Below are 17,961 nucleotides of genomic sequence, written 5' to 3'. Positions count from 1 at the left end.
GCACGGGACTCACCGGCTCACGTACTCGGCGATCACCGCCCGCAGCCGGAGCGGGCTCGTGCCCTGCACCCCCGCCGACCCGACGGCGATCATCCGGTTCGTCCCCGGCACCGCGGTGATGGCCGTGTACTCCGTGCTGGAGGTGCCCGCCGGGACGGGTGCCATCGCCATCGTCCAGCCCGCCGGGCCGTACGAGCGGAACGTCGGGAGCGGGATGCGGGCGACGACCTGGGGGACGCCGTTCGCGCCGACGGCGACGGCGGGGGTGCTGGGCGTCTGCAAGCCCCCGACGGTCTGCCACGTGGTGCCGTCTCCCCGCACGACGACGTTGCCGGAACCCATGCCCCCGCTGTCCCCGACCGCCCAGATGTCCTTCGAGGACACCCCGTCCAGCGACTGGATCGTCAGCTGCTGCTGGTTCAGTCCGATGTCGACGGTCCGCCACGCCGTGCCGTTCCAGTGGAACAGCACCGGGCCCATGAACCCGTTCCACCACCCGTTGCCCGCCGCCCACACGTCGTCGGGAGCGAACGCCTTGACGGTGTTGACGAAGCAGAAGTTCGGGAAACCGCCACCGGCGACGCACTCCGTCGGTGGCCGGTGCTCCACCCAGGAGGTCCCGTCCCACTCGTGGAACACCGGCGCGTTGCCGCGGTGACCCACCAGCCACACGTGACCGTCCACAACGGACATGTCGCGGATCGACAGCTCGCTCGGCGTGGCTCCGGGCGGGAACGGCACCTCGGTCCACGTCTGGCCGTCGTAGCGCCACAGCAGCACCACGCTGCCGTTCGGGTACAGCGGCGATCCCTTGACCCAGACGTCCTGCGCGGACGACGCGGCGACGCGCTGGAACGCCACCCGCTCCGGCGTGACCGGGAGCGAGGTGCGCGACCAGCCGCTCCCGTCCCACCGCAGCATCAGGGGAACGCCGGTCGAGCTCTCCTGCGCGGGGTCGTACGCCTCCGTGCCGACCGCCCAGGCGTTCCCGGCGTCGACGGCGGCCACGTCGCGGAGGATGCTCGTCACCGCGGTCTGCGGGATCTGCCCCAGGCGCCACGCGGGCTGCGCGGTGGCCGGAATCGCGGCGGACACGACGGCCGCGACCGACAAGGCGACGGCCGACCATCTTCGAACTCTCATGGATCCCCCAAGCTCTTCGAGTCGAACAGGACTGGTGCGCGGTCGATCCAGCCACGCGAACCGGTGGCACACCAGGGGTTCGGGGCACCTTGACCCAACCGAGCGGTGATCGTGTCCCAGCCGTCGCGGCGAGGTAACCCGAATGGGATTCAGGTATGCCCTTGTGATCTAGCTCACGAACCGGGTAGAACTGAACGCACGGTTACCGGAAATCGCGCCTCACGGACACGCCTCCCTGCCAACCGAATACTTGTGAGGACCTGTGCGAACCGCAGTCGTCGCCGCCCTGCTCGGACTCGGCGCCTTCGCCGCCGCGGCGGGCCTCGTGCTGCAGCTGCACGCCTATCCCCTGCTGGCGAAGCTGCAGCACGACATCAACACCGTTTCGATCTCACGAGGAGAAGGGGTCACCGCCGTCGTGTACCCGCCGGGTGCCGCGCCGGAGGTCCGGCACGACCTCAGCCTCACCGCGACCACGCACGTGGAGGGAGACCTCGCCGCGCCGGAGGTCAAGGAGAACGGCGACGTCACCGTGTGGAAGCGGGCGACGATCGTCAAGGAGGACGCGGACGGGCTCGTGCTCAGCGCCGAGGTGCGCAAGGTCTGCCTCGACCGCCGCACCGGCGAGGCGGTCGCGCCCTGCCGCGGCGAGTTCTACGAGACCGAGCAGGGCAAGCGGATCACCGCGGAGGGCCGGTCACTCCTGCAGCCGGGCCTCAACTTCGTCTTCCCGTTCGGCACCGAGCAGCGCGACCACGACTGGTACGACACGGTGCTGAACCGCCCGGTCGCCATCCACTTCGCCGGCGAGCAGCTGCTGCAAGGACTCGACGTGTACCGGTTCGCGCACACGATCCCGCCGACGGCGCTCGGCCGGTTCGCGGTTCCCGGTGCGCTCGTCGGCAGCGCCGAGTCGTCGGTGGACGTCACCCAGTACTACGGCGTCACCCGCACGCTGCTGGTCGAACCCAGGACCGGCGCCGTGCTCTCGGTCCGCGAGGACATCCGCCAGGAACTGCGCACCGCCGCGCAGGCCGAGGGCGCGGGAACCCCGGTGTTCGCCGGGGAACTGGGCCTGACCAACGCCTCGGTCACCGCGAACGTGGACCAGGTCAAGCAGAACCTGCCGAAGCTCTTCATGATCACCGTGCTGCCCGCGGTGCTGCTCGCCGCCGGCGCCGCTCTGCTCGCGGCCGGCGCCGTGCTGCTGCTCCGGTGGCGGCGCGGACTCGTGGCCGGAGCGCTGGCGCTGGTGTTCGGTGCGTGCCTCGCGGGCGCGATCACCTACGGCGTCACCAACGCCAGCGACCCGGACGGTTCGCTCGACCTCAAGAACGTCGTGTCGTCGACGAACGTCGACTACGGGCTGCGATGAGCAGTGCCTTCCGCCTCGACGATCCGGGCGACCCTCAGCAGTTCTCCCTCCGCCCTCGGGACGGCGATCAGCGTCACCGGCAACGGATTGCCGTCGGCGTCGGAACCCGCGCGCACGGACACGGCCGGGTAGCCGCTGACCCGCCAGAGCGGGGTGAACGGCGACGTGGCGCCGTTGCGCACCAGGACACCGCCGGGCAGCGACGTCGTCTCGGCCGGGCCGGTGTGCCCCGGTGTCACCAGCACGTCGACACCCGCGAACATGTGGTTCAGCATCTCCCGTTCCGCGGCACGCAGCGATCGGCAGACGCCCCTCAGGGGCCCGGGCACGACCCGGCCGAGCAGTTCCAGTTCCCGGGGCCCGGCCGCGAGGTGCGGCGCCAGCAGGAGCCGGGCCTCGCTGGCGAGGTGCGGGTCGTGGTCCACCACTTCGTCGACGTGCAACGACAACAGCGCGGCGACGTCCTCGACGACCCGCCGCATGGGCGCGCGCGTTCGAGTGGTCACCGAGACGCCGCGCAACGACACACCGATCCTCAGTGGACGGTCCGCGGGCGCGGCCTCCCAGCCGAGCCCGTGCACGACGTGCGCCACGTCGGCCACCTTCCGCGCCACCACACCGGATCCGCCGGACGTCTCGAAGCCGACCACACCGGCACCGCCCGCGGGCACCTGCCCGGCTCCGGGCGCGCGGCGGGCCAGGACCCCGGACACCACGCCGGTGGCGACGGCGACCGCGGTGCCGGACACCTTCGGATCGAGCGCCGTGGCGGGGATGCCGGGCGTGGGGTTGCGGTGGCGTTCGGCCGACGAGGTCCGTCCGATCACGACGGCTCCGGCCGCCGCCAGTGCGTCGAAAGCCGAACGGGGCAAGGAATCCTCGACCGCCAAAGGCAGGCCGAGCAGTCGTCCGCGCTCCCCCGCCGCCAACCGCCGATCGGCCTCCTCAGCACTGCGCCGGGCGGCCACCAAATCGACATCTGTGAAAACGTGACGCCGGGAACCCAGCCGATGTTGCGCCGCAGCAAGGAGTTCTGCTGCGGTCGTCGTACCGCGCGCGAGCAGCCGGGCCTGCTCAACTGCTCCGGGATAGCACACAGGGGTTTCTTCCACGTGTCTCTTCCTCCGGCATCGTCGCCGACGAGTAAGGAACTCCTTCATTCAGCCGCTACCCGTTGGACAGCAGGGGTTCCGCCGAACGGCTCCACGTTGCGGCGGCCGAGTAGCTTCTTTCTCCACGCGGACCGATCAAGATGACCTGAGTCACCCCGACCGAAGGGTTGCGCAGAGGTTACTGTCCGGTAGTTTCCTCGCCACTGTGACCTCCCTCTCACAGTCGGCACACACCTGGAAGGAGGACGAGTGCGACGTGTTGCGAGCCTCGTGCTGGTAGGACTGGGCATCTTCTCGCTGGCGCTCGGAGCAGTCCTGCGCTTCTACGTGTACCCCGAGCTCGCCGTCGTGCCGCTCGACCAGAAGACGGAATCCGTCGCGGAAGGCGCGGCGAAGGTCTTCTACCCCAAGGAACTCGTCGTCCGGGACGCGCGGCTGACGGCGACCCGCAAGGTCGAGAGCAACCTGACCAGGCCGGAGGCCCAGGTCGACGGTGACGTGATGGTGTGGGACCAGGGCCTGGTCGTCACCGACTCGGAGAACCAGCTCGTCTCCGCGATGAAGCACCGCGTGTGCCTCGACCGGCGGACGAACATGGCGCTGCAGAACTGCACCCAGCAGTACGTGACGGACGCCGAGGGCGACCCGACCGAGGACGACAAGAAGGTCCGCCAGGAGGGGCTGAACTACAAGTTCCCGTTCGGCACGCAGCCCCAGGACTACGAGTACTTCGACACCACGCTGCGCAAGGCGTCGACCGCGCGGTACGAGGGCACGGAACAGCTCAACGGGCTCGAGGTCTACAAGTTCGTCCAGAAGATCCCGTCGACCAAGTTCCGCGACCAGGAGGTGCCCGGCACCCTGGTGAACAGCACCGAGGCCTCGGTCAAGGCGGAGCGCCGCTACCAGAACACCCGGACCATGTGGGTGGAGCCGGCCAGCGGCATCATCATCAAGGGCTCCGAACAGCAGCGGCAGGTGCTCGTCGGGCCGGATGGAAAAGAAGGAACGGTGCTGCTCGACGCCACTTTGACGTTCAACGAGAAGACCGTCAAAGAATCGGTGGAACGCGCCTCGGAAGCGCGGGACAAATTGACCCTGATCAGCAGCACCGGACCGGTCGTCCTGCTTTCCGTCGGCCTGGTGCTGCTGCTCGCCGGAATCGCGATCGGCGTCCTCGGGCGACGCGCTAGGCACGCCGCCTGAGCACGACCACGAAATTCCACGAGGCGACCTCCCTGACCACCGGCACGCGGGTGATCCACTTCGCCCACCACGGGTGGTACCGGGGGAACGTCTCGACCACGTCGGCGACGGTCTGGCGGTGAGCCCACCGCCGGACCGCCCCGACGCCCACCGGGAACAGCGACGTGCCGAACGCGTTCTTCGGCGGTTTGCCGTTGCGGCGCTCGTAACGGCGTCGCGCGTAGTGACCGCCGACGAAGTGCCACGGCGCCGTCTCGTGGCCTCCCCAGGGTGACCACCACGGCGTGTACGACAGGAAGACGGTCCCTCCGGGCCTGGTCACACGCACCATCTCAGCCAGCATGAGCCACGGGTCACCGACGTGCTCCAGGACGTTGGACGAGTAGCAGACGTCCACCGACCCGTCGCGGAACGGCAGCGCCGTCCCGCTCGCGCGGATCATGCCGGGGTCGGGTTCACCCCGCGCCGACAGCTCGCCGACGTCCGGGTCGAGACCCACGTACCGGGCGCCGGCACCGCGGAAGGCCTCCGCGAAGTACCCGGGACCGCCCCCGACGTCCAGCACGACCGCGCCCTGCAGGGACACGTACGACGACACCTGGGCGACCGAGTCATCCGCCAGGATCCGGTAGAAGTGGTCGGGGTCGGACTGTTCTTTCAGAAATGCGCGAAAAAGCCGAACAGAACGCCGGAAAGTTGGCTTCCACAACTTTCCAGGGGTCGAAACTGAACCGATCTCGACCATTGCCATCTCCCGCATTCCGTCTACCATGGCTACTTGACAGTAACCTAGCACCGGGAGAGGCAGATGTCGCGTTGCCCTGATTACCGGCCGAGCATTCTGCTGGTGAATTGGCGCGACACGAGACACCCCGAGGGCGGCGGTTCCGAGCGGTACGTCGAGCGCATCGCCGAGGGGCTGGCGCGGCTCGGCTACCGGGTCGCGATCCAGTGCGCGGACCACAACCGGGCCCCGTCCGGCGACTGGGTGGCGGGCGTCCGCTTCCGCAGGCGCGGCAACAAGTTCACCGTCTACCTGCACGCCCTGCTGGCGATCCTGCGCTCCGACGCGGACGTCATCGTGGACGTGCAGAACGGCATGCCCTTCTTCAGCCGCCTGGTCGCGCGCTGCCCCGTTCTCGTTCTCGTGCACCACGTGCACCGCGAGCAGTGGCACAGCGCGCTGGGCCCGTTCTTCGGGCGCATCGGCTGGTGGATCGAGTCGTGGCTCGCGCCCCGGCTGTACCGCAGATGCCGCTACATCACGGTGTCCAACGTGACGCGGGACGAACTGGGCGCCCTCGGCGTCGAGCTGCGGCGCACGGTCGTCGTGCCGAACGGGCTGGACGCGCCCCCCGCCGTCACCACGCGCCGCACCGAGGCACCGGTGCTCGTCGCGGTGTCCCGGCTGGTGCCGCACAAGCGGCTGGAGCACGCGATCGACCTGGTCGCCGAGCTCCGTCCGAAGTGGCCGGACCTGCGGCTGGAACTCGTCGGCGAGGGCCCCTGGAAGGACGTGCTGCGCCGGCACGCGATCGACCGCGGCGTCGAGGACAGCGTCGTCATCCACGGCTGGGTCGACGAGCAGACCAAGCACGAGATCCTCGCCGGTGCCTGGGTGCACGTGTGCCCTTCGGTCAAGGAGGGCTGGGGCATCGTCATCATGGAGGCGGCCTCGCACGGCGTGCCGACGGTCGCGTACCGGTCGGCGGGTGGCGTGGCCGAGGCGATCGTGGAGCACAGCACGGGCCTGCTGGCCGACGACTTCCGCGACTTCGTCCGGCACACCGAGGAGTTGTTGCGGGACAAGCCGTTGCGCAAGGCGATGGGCGCGGCGGGCCGGGACCGCGCCCAGCGGTTCAGCTGGGAGGAGAGCCTCGACGCGTTCGAGAGCGCCGTGCACAGCGCTTTGCGACCGGCCACCGCCGCGCCTCGTCGCCACGCCCAAGGATTCCTCGGTGAGTCCGCCGTGGGACGACCAGGCGCTAACTCAGGCTGATGATGACGCCGGTCTGCCCTTCGGGAACCGGCCCGAACGACGAGATCGGTACGCCCGAGGAGTACGTCTCGATGGTCAGCATGGGCAAGTGCGGCTGGCCGTAGAAGGAGCAGCCCCGCCCTTTGCTGCAAGGAGGTTCGGGCGGCTTCGTGTAGCCCGCGGAGACAGCGGACTCGATCTGTGCCCGGGCCACCTCGTTCTCGGAGCCGGGGCGGAGCGTGATGATCACCAGGCTGACCGGCGAGTTCCCGATCCCGGCCCCGCCGGTGCGCTTCTCCGCCAGCAGCACTCCCCGCCTCGCGCCGACGCTGTCCGCCACCTCCGAAAGGTGCGTTCGCCGCGCATTGACCCTACGACGCTCGCGGAACCACATCATCGGGCAACGGCCCCCTGTCCCCTTTTGGCAGCTGACAAGGCTTCCACTGTGACCCACGCAGCAAAGCCCGTGCAACGCCCTGGTGGGTTCGATGCGGTGACAGTCGGTGCCGCGCGTACTTCTCGCCCTGAGTTCCGCCGCCGCACGGTGCGACTACCGCCGCACCCCAAGACCCGCAAGAGCCGCATCGCACAGCAGGTCCAGCAGCCCCGCGGCGGCGGCCGCGTCGAAGTCCCTGCGTCGCACGCGCACGGTGGCCGTGGTGACCTCCCCTGTCGTCACCACGCCGAACGCGACGCCGGACCGGCCGCTCGCCGCCGGGTAGAAGCGCAGGGCGGCCACGTCCGCCTCGACCACACCGAGGTTCGACACCAGGAAGGTGCTGCCCAGCCGGGACGCCAGCACCCGCATCCCCCACCGCGCCACCGGGTTGTGCGCGCTGGGGAAGCCCGCCTCCGGTGCCGCGGCCGCCAGCAGCGCGCGGACGTCGTCCTCGCCCGCCCCGGCGGGCAGGCGCAGTCTCAGCAGCGCGCTGCCGGCCTCGGGACGTGGATCCGCGCCACCGCGCCAGGAAGCGCCGATCGCGGCGACGACGCGGCCGTGCCCGGCGCCGCGCGCGGCGTTCCACCGCCGGGTCGCGTCGAGTGCGGCCGACGTGAGCCTGGCACTGCCCAGCTTCAGCGCGGGCAGCGCGCGGGACACCAGGTGGTCGCCGGAGTCGTTGCCCTGCAACGAGGGCTGGATGCGCGTGGGAGGCGTCCACACCGCCTCGCGCACGCGGCCGAGAGCGCTCAGGAGGTACGGCCGGTCCGGGCGGCGCAGGGCCACTCCGGTCGCCGAACTCCGCACCGGCTCACCGAGTGCGATGCCCAGCAACGCGATCAGCCCGAGCCCGTCGACCGCGCCGTGGTGCGCGGCGATCATCAGGGACTCACCGGCGAGCGCGACCCGGACGAGCGGATCGCCTGCGCCGTAACGGCCGTCGGCGAATTCTGCGCGTGTCAGGTCCCAATCGGACGGTCGCAGCACGACCGCCGCGGGACCGAGGTTCGGGAACTCCGCGCCGGCGCGGGACATCCGCGCGGCCACCGCCGCGGGGTCCGGTGCCTCGCGCAGGGTCGCCTCGAGCAGGATGCTCCAGGAGGCCGCCGGGTCACCGGAGAAGGCCACGGTCACCCGGTCAGCGGGAGCCGTAGTCGAGGACCTCGGGCTCCTGGGCCCGCACGCCCTCCTCGATCCGCTGCTCGACCACCTTGTCCGGGCTGTTCTGCTCGACGACGATCACGCCGACCCCTCCGGCGAGAGCGGCCCCGGCAACGATCGCCACCAGCACCGAAACCAGTTCCACGTCTACTCCTCACGTCGGGGTGCCGCGAATCTACCGACCGGTAACCATCTCCACAACAGGCTCGCGCCGATCAGTGACCCAGCCGCGACCCAGGCCAGCACAACGGGCGCGGCCGCTGGGCCGTTCGGTTCAGCGGCCACTGCTCCCGGCACCCGGTAGAGCGCGAGCTCGGGACCGTCGTGGACCTTCTCCAGTCGTGCCAGCAGGTTCTCGTCGACCCGGCCGGGTGTGCCGTGCTCGACCAGCACCCAGCCGATGCCGGTCAGGTCGCCGGCGCGCAGCCGTGCCGCCCGGCGGTCCTCCCCCGCCACGACCCTGCCGCCCACCGACAGGGAGTCGTCCACGACCGTGGTGCCGGGCAGGTAGCGCGGCGCGGGGTCGAGCTGGGTGCGCCGGTCGTTCCAGTCGAACCTGCGGAACGCCGACAGCGGGTACACCGCCACGTCACCGGGCTGGTCGACGAGTTCCTCACGCACCGCGGCCCAGTCCGCCGGGTAGTCGACGGGTTCGAGCCGTCCCAGGCCGCCCCAGACGAGGTCCGGCACCAGTCCCAGCAGCAGCACGGCCACGAGCAGCCGCGCGCGCAGCCGTTCCACCGCCGCCGCGAGCCCGAGCGCGAACGGCAGCGCGAGCCACGCGACCCACTTCTGACCGTCCCGCAACAGACCGGCGCCCGGCACGTGCTCGATCAACGCCTCCAGCGCGGTCACCCCGCCCGGCAGCACCGCGACCAGGGCCAGCACGGCACCCAGCACCCCCAGGCCCGCCAACGGCCACACGGGCAGGCGTTTCGACAGCTCCCGCAGTCCCAGGACAGCCGCTCCCAGGAGCAGCAGCGTGATCACCGGGAGCGCCGGGTTGGCGCGGCTCGCGGGCACGACCTCGGCGTTCCAGATCCCGCCCAGCCCCAGCACGCTCAGCACCGGTCCGCCCCAGTTCTCGGCCCGCGCGCTGAACGCCTCGACGCCCGCCGGGTCCGAAAGCCCATCTTGCAGCAAGGAAGGCACCCACCACGGCGCGTTCAGCACGACGCCGATCGCCAGGACCTGCCAGGCCTTCCGGCGCCCGGCGGTGGCGAGCGCGGTGCCCAGCGCGAGGATCCCGCCCGGCGCGGAGAGCACGGCGGGCAGGCTCGCCAGCACGAGCCGCGTCCACGCGTGCGGTTCGCCGTTGCGCATCCTCAGGCCTGCCAGGGCGATCCACGGCAGCGCCGCGTAGCCCAGCAGCAGCGTCCAGTGGCCGATGAACAGCCGTTCGGCGACGTAGGCGTTCCACGAGTAGGCGACGGCGGCGACGATCCGCACGCCGGTCTTCTCCGTCGGCACCAGCAGTCCGGCACCCAGCGCACCGGCGAACACGATCGCGAGCAGCGCCACCTTCTGCACCACCTGGCCGGGCACGACCTGGGTCAGCAGGGCCACCACCGCGTCGACCGGCACCGCCCGCGGCAACGCGTCCCCGAGCCCGAACGCCGCCGCGTTGAGCGGTTGTTCCGGCGTGAACACCATGTCGTAGACGAGGACGTGACCCGGCCACAGCACAGGAGCGAGGGCGGCCAGGGCCAGCGCCGCGCACGTGGCGTAGAGCGTCAGTCCGTTCGGCCGCACTTGCTCCCCCTCCGGTCGCCCCGGGGCTACAGTCGCCGAAACTACCGGCCAGTAGTACTCGTCGGTAGCCCTGCCGTCCACCGGAAGGATCTCGCGTGTCCGCACCGGCGCCGACGACCACCCGGCTGGACGCCCTGCTGATCACCGGCGCACTGCTGGGTGCCAACGCCGCCAGCTACGTCCTCACCATCGCGGCCGCGCGGGCCCTGGCGCCCGCGGTGTTCGGCGAGCTGAGCGCACTGCTCGCGCTCGTGGTCATCGGCGTGGTGCCCGCGATGAGCCTGCAGACCGTCGCCGCCCTGCGGGTGACGAGCCTCGGCCCGCGCCCGCTGTTCGGACTGGGTCTCAGCGTGAGCGCGGGCATGACCCTGCTGACGCTGGCGCTCGTGCCGCTGCTCACCCGCCTGCTGCATCTCGACGGACCGTGGCCGGTCGTGTGGCTCGCGCTCTCCTTGGCCCCGCTCACGGTCCTCGGCGTGCTGCACGGTCTCCTGCAGGGCACGCACCGGTTCGGCGCGCTGGCGTTGCTGGTGTCGCTGGAAGGGCTCGGCAAGGTCGGTGGCGGGGTGATCGGCCTGTGGCTCTCCCCCACCTCGGCCTCGGTGCTGGCGGGCACCGCGATCGGCTCGTTCCTGGTCGTGCTCACCGGGTGGCGGCTCTGCGGCTCGCCCCGCCCGGCCCGTCCCGCGGGCGGCCCCGACGTGCTGCACGCCTCCCAGGCCATGCTGGCGCTGGTGCTGCTGGTCAACCTCGACCTCGTGCTGGCCCGGCACCAGCTCGCGGACCTGGCGGGCGGGTACGCCGTCGGGGCGGTCGTCACGAAGATCGCGTACTGGCTGCCGCAGGCGGTCGGGGTGCTGGTGCTGCCGCGCATGGCCGACGCGGACGACCGCCGCCGCATGCTGCCCAGGGCGCTGGCGGTGTGCGCGGGCCTCGACGCGTTCGTGGTCGCGGGCTGCGCCCTGTTCGGCCCGCTGGGCGTGTCACTGATCGGCGGCGCGCACTACCACGGCGACGCGATCCCGTTGTGGCAGTTCGCCCTCGTGGGGTCGTGCCTGGCACTGGTGCAGCTGCTGCTGTTCTCCCGGATCGCGAGCGGCGACCGGCGGTCGACCGTCGCAGTGTGGATCGCGGTCGGCGTCGAGATCGTGCTGATCACCGTGTGGCTCAACGGGTCTGTCGCCCAGGTGGTGACGGGCGCGCTGCTCGCGACCGCGGGGCTGGTCGTCGCGGGAGCGGTCATCGAGGCGCGCGGGACCCGCCGCGCCTGATCATTCGGTGACGGTCTCCACCGCCGCGGGATCGTCGCGCCGCCCGAACGGCCGGAACGCGGCCGCCACCACCGCCGACACCGCCACCAGCAGCGCGGCCTGCGCCACCGGCACGTACGCCCACTCCTGCCCGTGCCCGAGCACCCGCCCGAGCACCGCCACCACCGATCCCAGGGCCATCCCGCCGACGGCGACCACCTTCGGCGCCGCCGCCCAGAACTCCCGCGCCAGCAGGCACGCGATGACGGCCACGATCGGCAGCATCCCGCCGAGCACGGCCAGCAGCACGAGCATCGCGACCATCAGCCCGCGGCTCTGCGACGGCGCCACGAACGCCACCCGCCGCCGCACCGGGACCGCGGCGAGCACGAGGACCACCAGCACGCCGAGCGCGCCGGCCAGCAGGCCCGTCCGGTACCGCGCGTCGGGGCCGAACTCCAGCGCCACCACGCCGCCGTCGCCCTCGGGCAGGACGTACGCCTGCTGCCAGCCGTCGACCCTGACCTTCTCCAGCTCCCGGCCGTTCAGCGTCGCCGTCCAGCCGTCGTTGACGTTCTCGGGCACCACGAGCAACGCGCGGGCACCCGGCGCCACGGTGACCTGCCGGTCCGTCGCGTCCCACCTGCCGATCGTCACCTCCCGGTGCGTCGCAGCGGGTTTCGCAAGATCGACGTGGGTCACCGACACGTCCTGCACCACGAACGAGTCGGACCGCGAGGTGGTCAGCACGTGGTCGCCCGCCGGCAGCTCCAGCGCCGTGGCCAGGTCGTCCTCGCACAGCACGGCCTTGAGCGGGCGGTGGTTCACGACGTCGCCGAGCACGCCGGTGACCGAGCTGTTGATCTTGACGCCGTCGACGTCGATCACCGGCCCCCGGCCGCACGGCACGGTGAACGGGGTGTCGGCCGGCACCGGCGCGAGCGCGCCGTCCAGCGCGGGCACCCGGAGCTCACCGATCTCGGCGGGCCCGCTGCCGCCGGATTCGCGCACGACCAGTTCGAGCTTCTCGGTGTCCGCCGGCCTGATCCTGACGAGCCCGTCCGCGCCGACGCGCACGACCTCGGTGCCCGCGTCGGTGCGCACCTCCAGCTCCACGGGGGCCCGGAAGCCCGCCCCGCCTTCGACGCGGAACTCGGCGACGGTCCGCTTTCCCTTCCACGCCAGGGTGAGCGTCGGCCGCAGGTCCGTCACGTCCGGCACCCACGCCGTGCCGAGATCACCGTCCACAGCGGACAGCGGGCTCGCCGCGACGTCACCCGCGAGCGACGACGTGCCCGTGACGGCGACGCCGGCCGCGGTGACCGGGTTCTGCGCGCCGGCGGCGGGCACGACGGTGGCGTTCACGGCGAACTTCCCGGCGGCCGAGGTGCGGAACAGGCGGGTGAGCCCGTTGACCTCCTCGCCGAGCCGGGACAGCGACGCGTCGCACCGCACCGCGCCGTCGGTCCGGTAGCAGGCGGGGCGCGACTGGCTCCCCCTGGTGAACGAGAATCCGGGCTTGCCCGCCTCCTGGTCGCGGGGCACGCGCAACGCCCGCTGCGCCGTCATGCCCGGCACGCTCAGCTCCTTGACGCCGACGTTGCCGTCCTGCCGGTCCGCCGCGACACCGAGGACCGTGACGCGCACGCTGCCGGTCAGCCCGGCGCTGACGGGGTAGGCGTGCCGGCCGCCGCCCGCCGGGACGTCGTGGTCGGTCGCACCCGTGTCGGTGGTGATCCTGATCCGGGTGACCGCCCACCCGACCCGCAGGTCGTCGACGAGGTCGAGCGTCACCTCGCCGACCGAGCGCGGGGTGTCCAGGTCGATCTCCAGCCACTGGCCGACCGGGCCGGTGAAGCTCGACGAGTGCCAGGCGGAGCCACCGTCGCCGTCCACCGCGGCGAACGGCGAGTTCGCCGGGTCGATCGCCCCCGCCGCGTCGGCGTACGCGGTCGACGTGGACGCGCGGACGGCACGGATGCCGCGGTACTCCGCCACGGTCTGGTGCCGCACGTCCTGGAACGGCGACACGTCCAGCGCCACCCGCCCCTGCCGGGACGCCTCGTCCGCGGACATCGTCTGGCTGAGGTTGTCGGTCACCCTGCCGACGTTGCGTTCCTTGCGCCGCAGGCCGTCGGTGACGAGCAACTCGGCGGACTCCTCGGTCGCGTCGCCGGCGAGGATCGCCGGCTGGTCGGCCCCGAGCAGTCCCTGCGACAGCAGCGGCAGCAACGACTCCGGCCCGCCGCTCACCGTCGGCACGTCCGCGGCGTCGACCGCCGTCACGGCCGGGACGGGCCGTTTCACCTCGAAGACCTCCAGCGCCCTGCCGGTCGCGGCCGCGTCGACCGAGCTGACGAGCCGCTGGTCGCTCATCCGCACCTCGGGCCCGAACTCGGCGACCCGTTCGACGCCGGGCGAGCCCTGCAGGGCCTGGCGCAGCACGGTGAGCGGCGGTGAGCCGGTCTGTTCCCGGGCGATGTCGTTGCGCAGCAGCAGGAACCGGTACCCGCCGCGGGCGAGGAAGTCGGCGAGCCCCGCCGAGCCGCGGCCGTCCGCGAGCGCGTCGTACACGGCGTCCATGAACCGGGTGTTGCCCTCGGAGCCGAGCGGCACCTGGTTGCGCACCGCCCACGGCGCCTCCGCGAGCGACTGCATCGGCTCGTCCACGGTCCTGCCCCAGGTGTACTGGCCGAAACCGGTGGCGGGCAGCAACAACGTCCGGGCGCGGGCGTCCTTCCCGGCGAGCCATCCCGCCGCCTCGCGCCAGTGGCCGGGCACGTCCGACCAGCCGAGCCCGGGCCGCAGGGTCAGCAGCCACGCGGGGGCCGCGACGACCGCGATCAGCAGCAGCGCCACCCCCGCGCGCACACGCCGCCGCCAGTGCTCGGGGGCCGCCCGCACCCCGGCCGGCCGGGACAGGTGCAGGCCGTGCACGAACCCGAGGACCAGGCACAACCTCAGCACGGGTTCGAACTTGTGCACGTTGCGCAGGGGCGCGAGCGGACCGTCCAGGAGTCCGCGGACGACCTCCGCGAGCGGCGAGTCGAGCGAGCCCACGTAGCCGACGGTCAGCAGGGTCAGTCCGGCGAGCGTGCCCAGCACCAGGAAGCGGCGCTCCGGCAGCCCGAGCCGGGCCAGGCCGACGACGCCGACGAGCGCCACCGCCGCCGTGCCTGCCATCAGCACCGGGTTGTCGACGAGGAGGAACCCGTTGGGCCACCACGGTTCGCCCTGCAGCACGTACGCGACCCACTGGTTGGTGCCGCGCAGCACCTGGAACAGCGACATCGGCGCGGTGGTGTTCGCCGCGGACTCGATGTAGTCGAGGAACGGCAGGCTGTACCGGCCGAGCAGCAGCAGCGGGACGATCCACCACAGCGCCACCGCGACGACCGAGCCCGCCCACCACAGCACGAGCCGCACGTGCGCGCGGTTCCACCGGCGCGTCAGCAGCCAGATCCCGGGCAGGACCAGCGCCATCACGACCATCGCGCCGTTGACGCCGCCCATGCCCAGCACCGCGAGCGCGGACAGGGCGGCCGCACGGCGGGGCGAGCCGATCCTGTCCGCCAGCACCAGCGGCAGCAGCACCCACGGCAGCATGACGGCGGGCAGCATCTCCGCCGACAGCGGCCCGATCTCGGTCAGCACCCGCGGCGCGAGCGCGTAGGCGAGCGCACCCGCGTACCTCGTGGGCTCCTGGCCGATGCCGAGCGCGCGGGCGAGTCGCAGCGTGCCGTAGAAGGCGAGGCAGAGCAGGAGAGCGCACCAGAGCCGCTGGGTGATCCACGCGGGTACGCCGAGGATCTGGCCGGCCGCGAAGAACGGCCCCATCGGGAAGAAGTAGCCGTACGCCTGGTTCTGCAACTCGCCCGCCGTGGCCGCGGGGTTCCACAGGTGCAGTGCCCTGCCGAGGAAGCCGACCGGGTTGACGACCAGGTCGAGCTTCGTGTCGAAGGTGGCCGTGCCGAAGCGCTGGGCGAACGACAGCACCGTGAGTGCGAGGAGCACCCACGTCGTCGGGTTCCGGTGCGCGATCTTCAGGCTCTTGATGGCGCAGGAAGTTACCACCGGGTAGTGCTCGCGGGCGACTATCGCTATCTTGGGCCACCACGACCGTTCTGGGGGCACGTCCAGGCAGGTGGCGATGACTTCTTCGACCACGTTCGAGCAAGCGTGGGAACTGGGCGACCAGGTTCCCGGCTGGTTGACAGTTGACCAGGCGACCGCGTTGTGGAGAGCCGCGTCCCGCCTCGGGCCCGGCGCGCGGATCGTCGAGATCGGCAGCCACCAGGGCCGCTCCACCACCGTGCTCGGCATCGCGGCCAGGTCCGTCGGCGCGACGGTGGTGGCCGTCGACCCGTTCGTCGAGGGCAGGCTGTTCGGCGGCACGCCGACCCGCGTCCGGTTCGAGAAGAACGTCGCCCGCGCAGGCCTGACGGACGTCGTGCGGCTCGAAGCGGCCTACAGCACGGAGTTGCGCCGGCGCTGGGACGAGCGCATCGACCTGCTCTACATCGACGGCAAGCACGACTACTGGACCTACACCGACGACATGCTGTGGTCGGAGAACCTCGTGCCCGACGGGGAGATCCTGGTGCACGACGCGTTCTCGTCCATCGGGGTGACCAGCGGCATCCTGGCGAAGGTGTTGTGCGGCAACCGGTACGTGTACGTGGACCGGGCGGGCTCACTCGCGCGCTTCCGCCTGGCGCAGCCGGGCTGGGCCGATCGCAGGCGCCTGCTGGCCGAGATGCCCTGGTTCCTGCGCAACGTGGGAATCAAGGTCCTGCTCCGGCTGCGGCTGCGGCCGGTCGCGCGGTTCTTCGGCCACGAAGGGGAGTACGACCCGTACTGATCCGGCTGCCGTGTCTGGCTGCCGTGTCTGGCTGCCGTGTCTGGCTGCCGCGCCTGGCCACAGTGCCCGGCTGCGGTGTCCGGCCACAGTGCCCGGCTGCGGTGTCCGGCCACAGTGCCCGGCTGCGGTGTCCGGCTACTGCGGACGGCAGGCGGGCGGCTGGCAGAGCATCGTGCTCAGCGCCTGCGCGAAGATGTCGCTGATGCCGGCGGGGTCGACGGTCGTGAAGGACCGGCCCCCGGTGGCGTCGGCGATCCTCTTCAGCTCGTCCACGTCGACGTCCGGTCCCATGCCGATCGCGATGACGGGCAACGGCCTGCGCTTGTCCTGCAGCTTGGCCAGCTCGTCGAGCAGCTCGCGCTGACTGATCGAGTCGGGGTCCTCGTTGCGGCCGTCGGTCATGATCGCGACGATGTTGATGCGCCCGAGCTCCCAGTTCTTCCTGGCCTCCCGGTAGGCGGCCAGGGTGGTGTCGTAGAGGCCGGTGGCGCCGTTCGCGGTCGCGCGCGTCGCCCGGACGGCGGCCACGGCCTGGCCGCTCGCGAGGTGGTCCTTGACCGACGCGAACGGGATGATCTCCTTGTAGTCCTTGTCGCCGTCCAGCCTCGTGGAGAACTTCCACAGGCCGATCTGGGTGCCGGGCTTGAACATGCCGAGGCCGCGCTCGGCCGCGGCGACCGCCAGCGCCATCCGCGTCGTCCCGGTCCTGGGCACGGCCTGGTTCATCGAGCCGGACACGTCCAGCACGCCGAGCACCCGCGCGGTCAGCGTGAGCCCGCTCCACAGGCGCAGCGTCTCGTCCACGAAACCCTGGTCCAGCGCGGCGGCACCGTCGTCGGGCGGGCGCAGGCCGAACCTGCCGAGGTCCGGCGCGGACCGCAGGCGCGACAGGAACTTCTCCGCACCGGCCCGCTGCGCCTCCCCCGCGTCGGGCAGCACGACGTACGGGAAGTCGAGCGGTGGCACGGGGTTCTCCGGCGCGACCGCCGTGAGCCGGGCCGCGCCGGGCGTGGAGTTGTGCCGTTCCAGGGCCTGTTCGGACGTCGGGAACACGTCGAGCGGCCGGGCGAACAGGTCGTCCGCGCGGTCGGCGTAGTCGGCGGACACCGGCCTGATCGCGGCGACCGTCGCCGCCGCCGGGTCCTGCTCCCCCGCCGCGAACCCGCGCATCGCCAGCAACGCCGAGAGACTGGCCGGGTCCCTGGCCGGATCGGCGATCCCGCCGACGGCCTGTGCGCCGGGCCCGATCAGTTCGCGCCAGTTCTTGCCCTTCGCCGGGTCCTTGACGGCGAGCACGACCGGCGACAGCGCCACCGAGGTGCCCGACTCGGGCACGCGCCACGCGCCGGAGTCCCGCGCCTGCCGCAACCACATCGTCGACTCGGGCACCCACACCGAGGGCGACCCCGTTCCGTCGACGAGCCTCGTCATCGTCTCGCGCGCGGGCTCCGCCCTGACCTCGACGCGGTAGCAGTCCTCGCTCGTGCCGACCTGCTCCGCGACCTCGCTGAGCGCCGGCGCGACCGCGGGCGCGGCGGTGACCAGGACCGTCGCCGGGTCCGTGCAGCGGGTCGCGGTGAGCCGGTCGATGACGGCGTCACCGCCGATCCAGGCGACGACGGACAACACGAGCAGCACCGAAAGGCCGACGACGGGCGCCGTCACCCGCCGTGGTCGCACCATG

Annotated in this window: 14 protein-coding genes; 5 read left to right on the top strand and 9 right to left on the bottom strand. The window is 72.0% G+C overall.

Features of this window, described 5'->3' with window-relative positions; all coding sequences use genetic code 11:
• Positions 1–9: 9 nt before the first annotated feature.
• Positions 10–1,143 carry a WD40/YVTN/BNR-like repeat-containing protein gene (locus QSK25_RS07310; protein ID WP_285635125.1) on the bottom strand — a complete coding sequence of 378 codons (1,134 nt, stop codon included), beginning with the start codon at positions 1,141–1,143 and terminating at the stop codon, positions 10–12.
• Between the two features lie 262 nt (positions 1,144–1,405).
• Here QSK25_RS07310 and pgfA (QSK25_RS07305) point away from each other — a divergent pair, with 262 nt between their 5' ends.
• Entirely contained in the window at positions 1,406–2,518 is a 1,113-nt protein-coding gene (gene pgfA / locus QSK25_RS07305; RefSeq protein ID WP_285635123.1) for a cell envelope lipid trafficking protein PgfA, read from the top strand.
• On the opposite strand, the gene QSK25_RS07300 is transcribed toward pgfA (QSK25_RS07305), so the two are convergent.
• Complete coding sequence (locus QSK25_RS07300; RefSeq protein WP_285635121.1) at positions 2,503–3,345, bottom strand: amidase family protein; 843 nt, start codon at positions 3,343–3,345, stop codon at positions 2,503–2,505. The two genes, pgfA (QSK25_RS07305) and QSK25_RS07300, sit on opposite strands and share 16 nt — an antisense overlap.
• A gap of 534 nt (positions 3,346–3,879) precedes the next feature.
• Between QSK25_RS07300 and pgfA (QSK25_RS07295) the strand changes: the two genes are divergently transcribed.
• Positions 3,880–4,836: a cell envelope lipid trafficking protein PgfA gene (pgfA, locus tag QSK25_RS07295; RefSeq protein ID WP_285635103.1), complete on the top strand. Its 957-nt coding sequence runs from the start codon at positions 3,880–3,882 to the stop codon at positions 4,834–4,836.
• Here pgfA (QSK25_RS07295) and QSK25_RS07290 read toward each other — a convergent pair.
• Entirely contained in the window at positions 4,820–5,581 is a 762-nt protein-coding gene (locus QSK25_RS07290; protein WP_352235717.1) for a class I SAM-dependent methyltransferase, read from the bottom strand. The genes pgfA (QSK25_RS07295) and QSK25_RS07290 overlap by 17 nt on opposite strands.
• 102 nt (positions 5,582–5,683) lie before the next feature.
• On the opposite strand from QSK25_RS07290, the gene QSK25_RS07285 reads away from it, so the two are divergent.
• Entirely contained in the window at positions 5,684–6,835 is a 1,152-nt protein-coding gene (locus tag QSK25_RS07285; protein ID WP_285635097.1) for a glycosyltransferase family 4 protein, read from the top strand.
• Here the strand turns inward: QSK25_RS07285 and QSK25_RS07280 are convergent.
• The 4 genes from QSK25_RS07280 to QSK25_RS07265 form a co-directional block, all read right to left on the bottom strand.
• Positions 6,822–7,154 (bottom strand): hypothetical protein, encoded by a 333-nt coding sequence (locus QSK25_RS07280; protein ID WP_285635094.1) that lies wholly within the window; start codon positions 7,152–7,154, stop codon positions 6,822–6,824. The two genes, QSK25_RS07285 and QSK25_RS07280, sit on opposite strands and share 14 nt — an antisense overlap.
• A 210-nt stretch (positions 7,155–7,364) precedes the next feature.
• Entirely contained in the window at positions 7,365–8,387 is a 1,023-nt protein-coding gene (locus QSK25_RS07275) for a condensation domain-containing protein (RefSeq protein ID WP_285635091.1), read from the bottom strand.
• 4 nt (positions 8,388–8,391) lie between these two features.
• On the bottom strand, positions 8,392–8,559 hold the full coding sequence (locus QSK25_RS07270) for a hypothetical protein (RefSeq protein ID WP_285635088.1): 168 nt from the start codon (positions 8,557–8,559) through the stop codon (positions 8,392–8,394).
• Between the two features lie 2 nt (positions 8,560–8,561).
• Positions 8,562–10,166: an MmpA family trehalose lipid delivery protein gene (locus QSK25_RS07265; protein ID WP_285635085.1), complete on the bottom strand. Its 1,605-nt coding sequence runs from the start codon at positions 10,164–10,166 to the stop codon at positions 8,562–8,564.
• Between the two features lie 95 nt (positions 10,167–10,261).
• On the opposite strand from QSK25_RS07265, the gene QSK25_RS07260 reads away from it, so the two are divergent.
• Positions 10,262–11,437: a polysaccharide biosynthesis protein gene (locus tag QSK25_RS07260; protein ID WP_285635083.1), complete on the top strand. Its 1,176-nt coding sequence runs from the start codon at positions 10,262–10,264 to the stop codon at positions 11,435–11,437.
• Here the strand turns inward: QSK25_RS07260 and QSK25_RS07255 are convergent, their stop codons facing one another.
• Positions 11,438–15,583: an alpha-(1->3)-arabinofuranosyltransferase gene (locus QSK25_RS07255; protein ID WP_285635080.1), complete on the bottom strand. Its 4,146-nt coding sequence runs from the start codon at positions 15,581–15,583 to the stop codon at positions 11,438–11,440. It abuts the gene before it with no gap.
• On the opposite strand from QSK25_RS07255, the gene QSK25_RS07250 reads away from it, so the two are divergent.
• A complete protein-coding gene (locus QSK25_RS07250; RefSeq protein WP_285635077.1) occupies positions 15,567–16,277 on the top strand; it encodes a class I SAM-dependent methyltransferase in 711 nt (236 codons plus the stop codon). The two genes, QSK25_RS07255 and QSK25_RS07250, sit on opposite strands and share 17 nt — an antisense overlap.
• A 135-nt stretch (positions 16,278–16,412) precedes the next feature.
• Here the strand turns inward: QSK25_RS07250 and QSK25_RS07245 are convergent, their stop codons facing one another.
• On the bottom strand, positions 16,413–17,960 hold the full coding sequence (locus QSK25_RS07245; RefSeq protein ID WP_285635073.1) for a substrate-binding and VWA domain-containing protein: 1,548 nt from the start codon (positions 17,958–17,960) through the stop codon (positions 16,413–16,415).
• Position 17,961: the final 1 nt, after the last annotated feature.

It is taken from the genome of Lentzea sp. NBRC 102530, from assembly GCF_030269365.1.
Taxonomy (GTDB): Bacteria; Actinomycetota; Actinomycetes; order Mycobacteriales; family Pseudonocardiaceae; genus Lentzea.
This window is presented reverse-complemented; position numbering and strand designations above follow the sequence as displayed.

What these genes read in the sequence shown, in the direction of transcription:
- QSK25_RS07310 (WP_285635125.1), bottom strand. Translation starts at nt 1,143, where the DNA reads ATGAGAGTTCGAAGATGGTCGGCCGTCGCCTTGTCGGTCGCGGCCGTC.
- QSK25_RS07290 (WP_352235717.1), bottom strand. Translation starts at nt 5,581, where the DNA reads ATGGTCGAGATCGGTTCAGTTTCGACCCCTGGAAAGTTGTGGAAGCCA.
- QSK25_RS07245 (WP_285635073.1), bottom strand. Translation starts at nt 17,960, where the DNA reads ATGGTGCGACCACGGCGGGTGACGGCGCCCGTCGTCGGCCTTTCGGTG.
- QSK25_RS07250 (WP_285635077.1), top strand. Translation starts at nt 15,567, where the DNA reads ATGACTTCTTCGACCACGTTCGAGCAAGCGTGGGAACTGGGCGACCAG.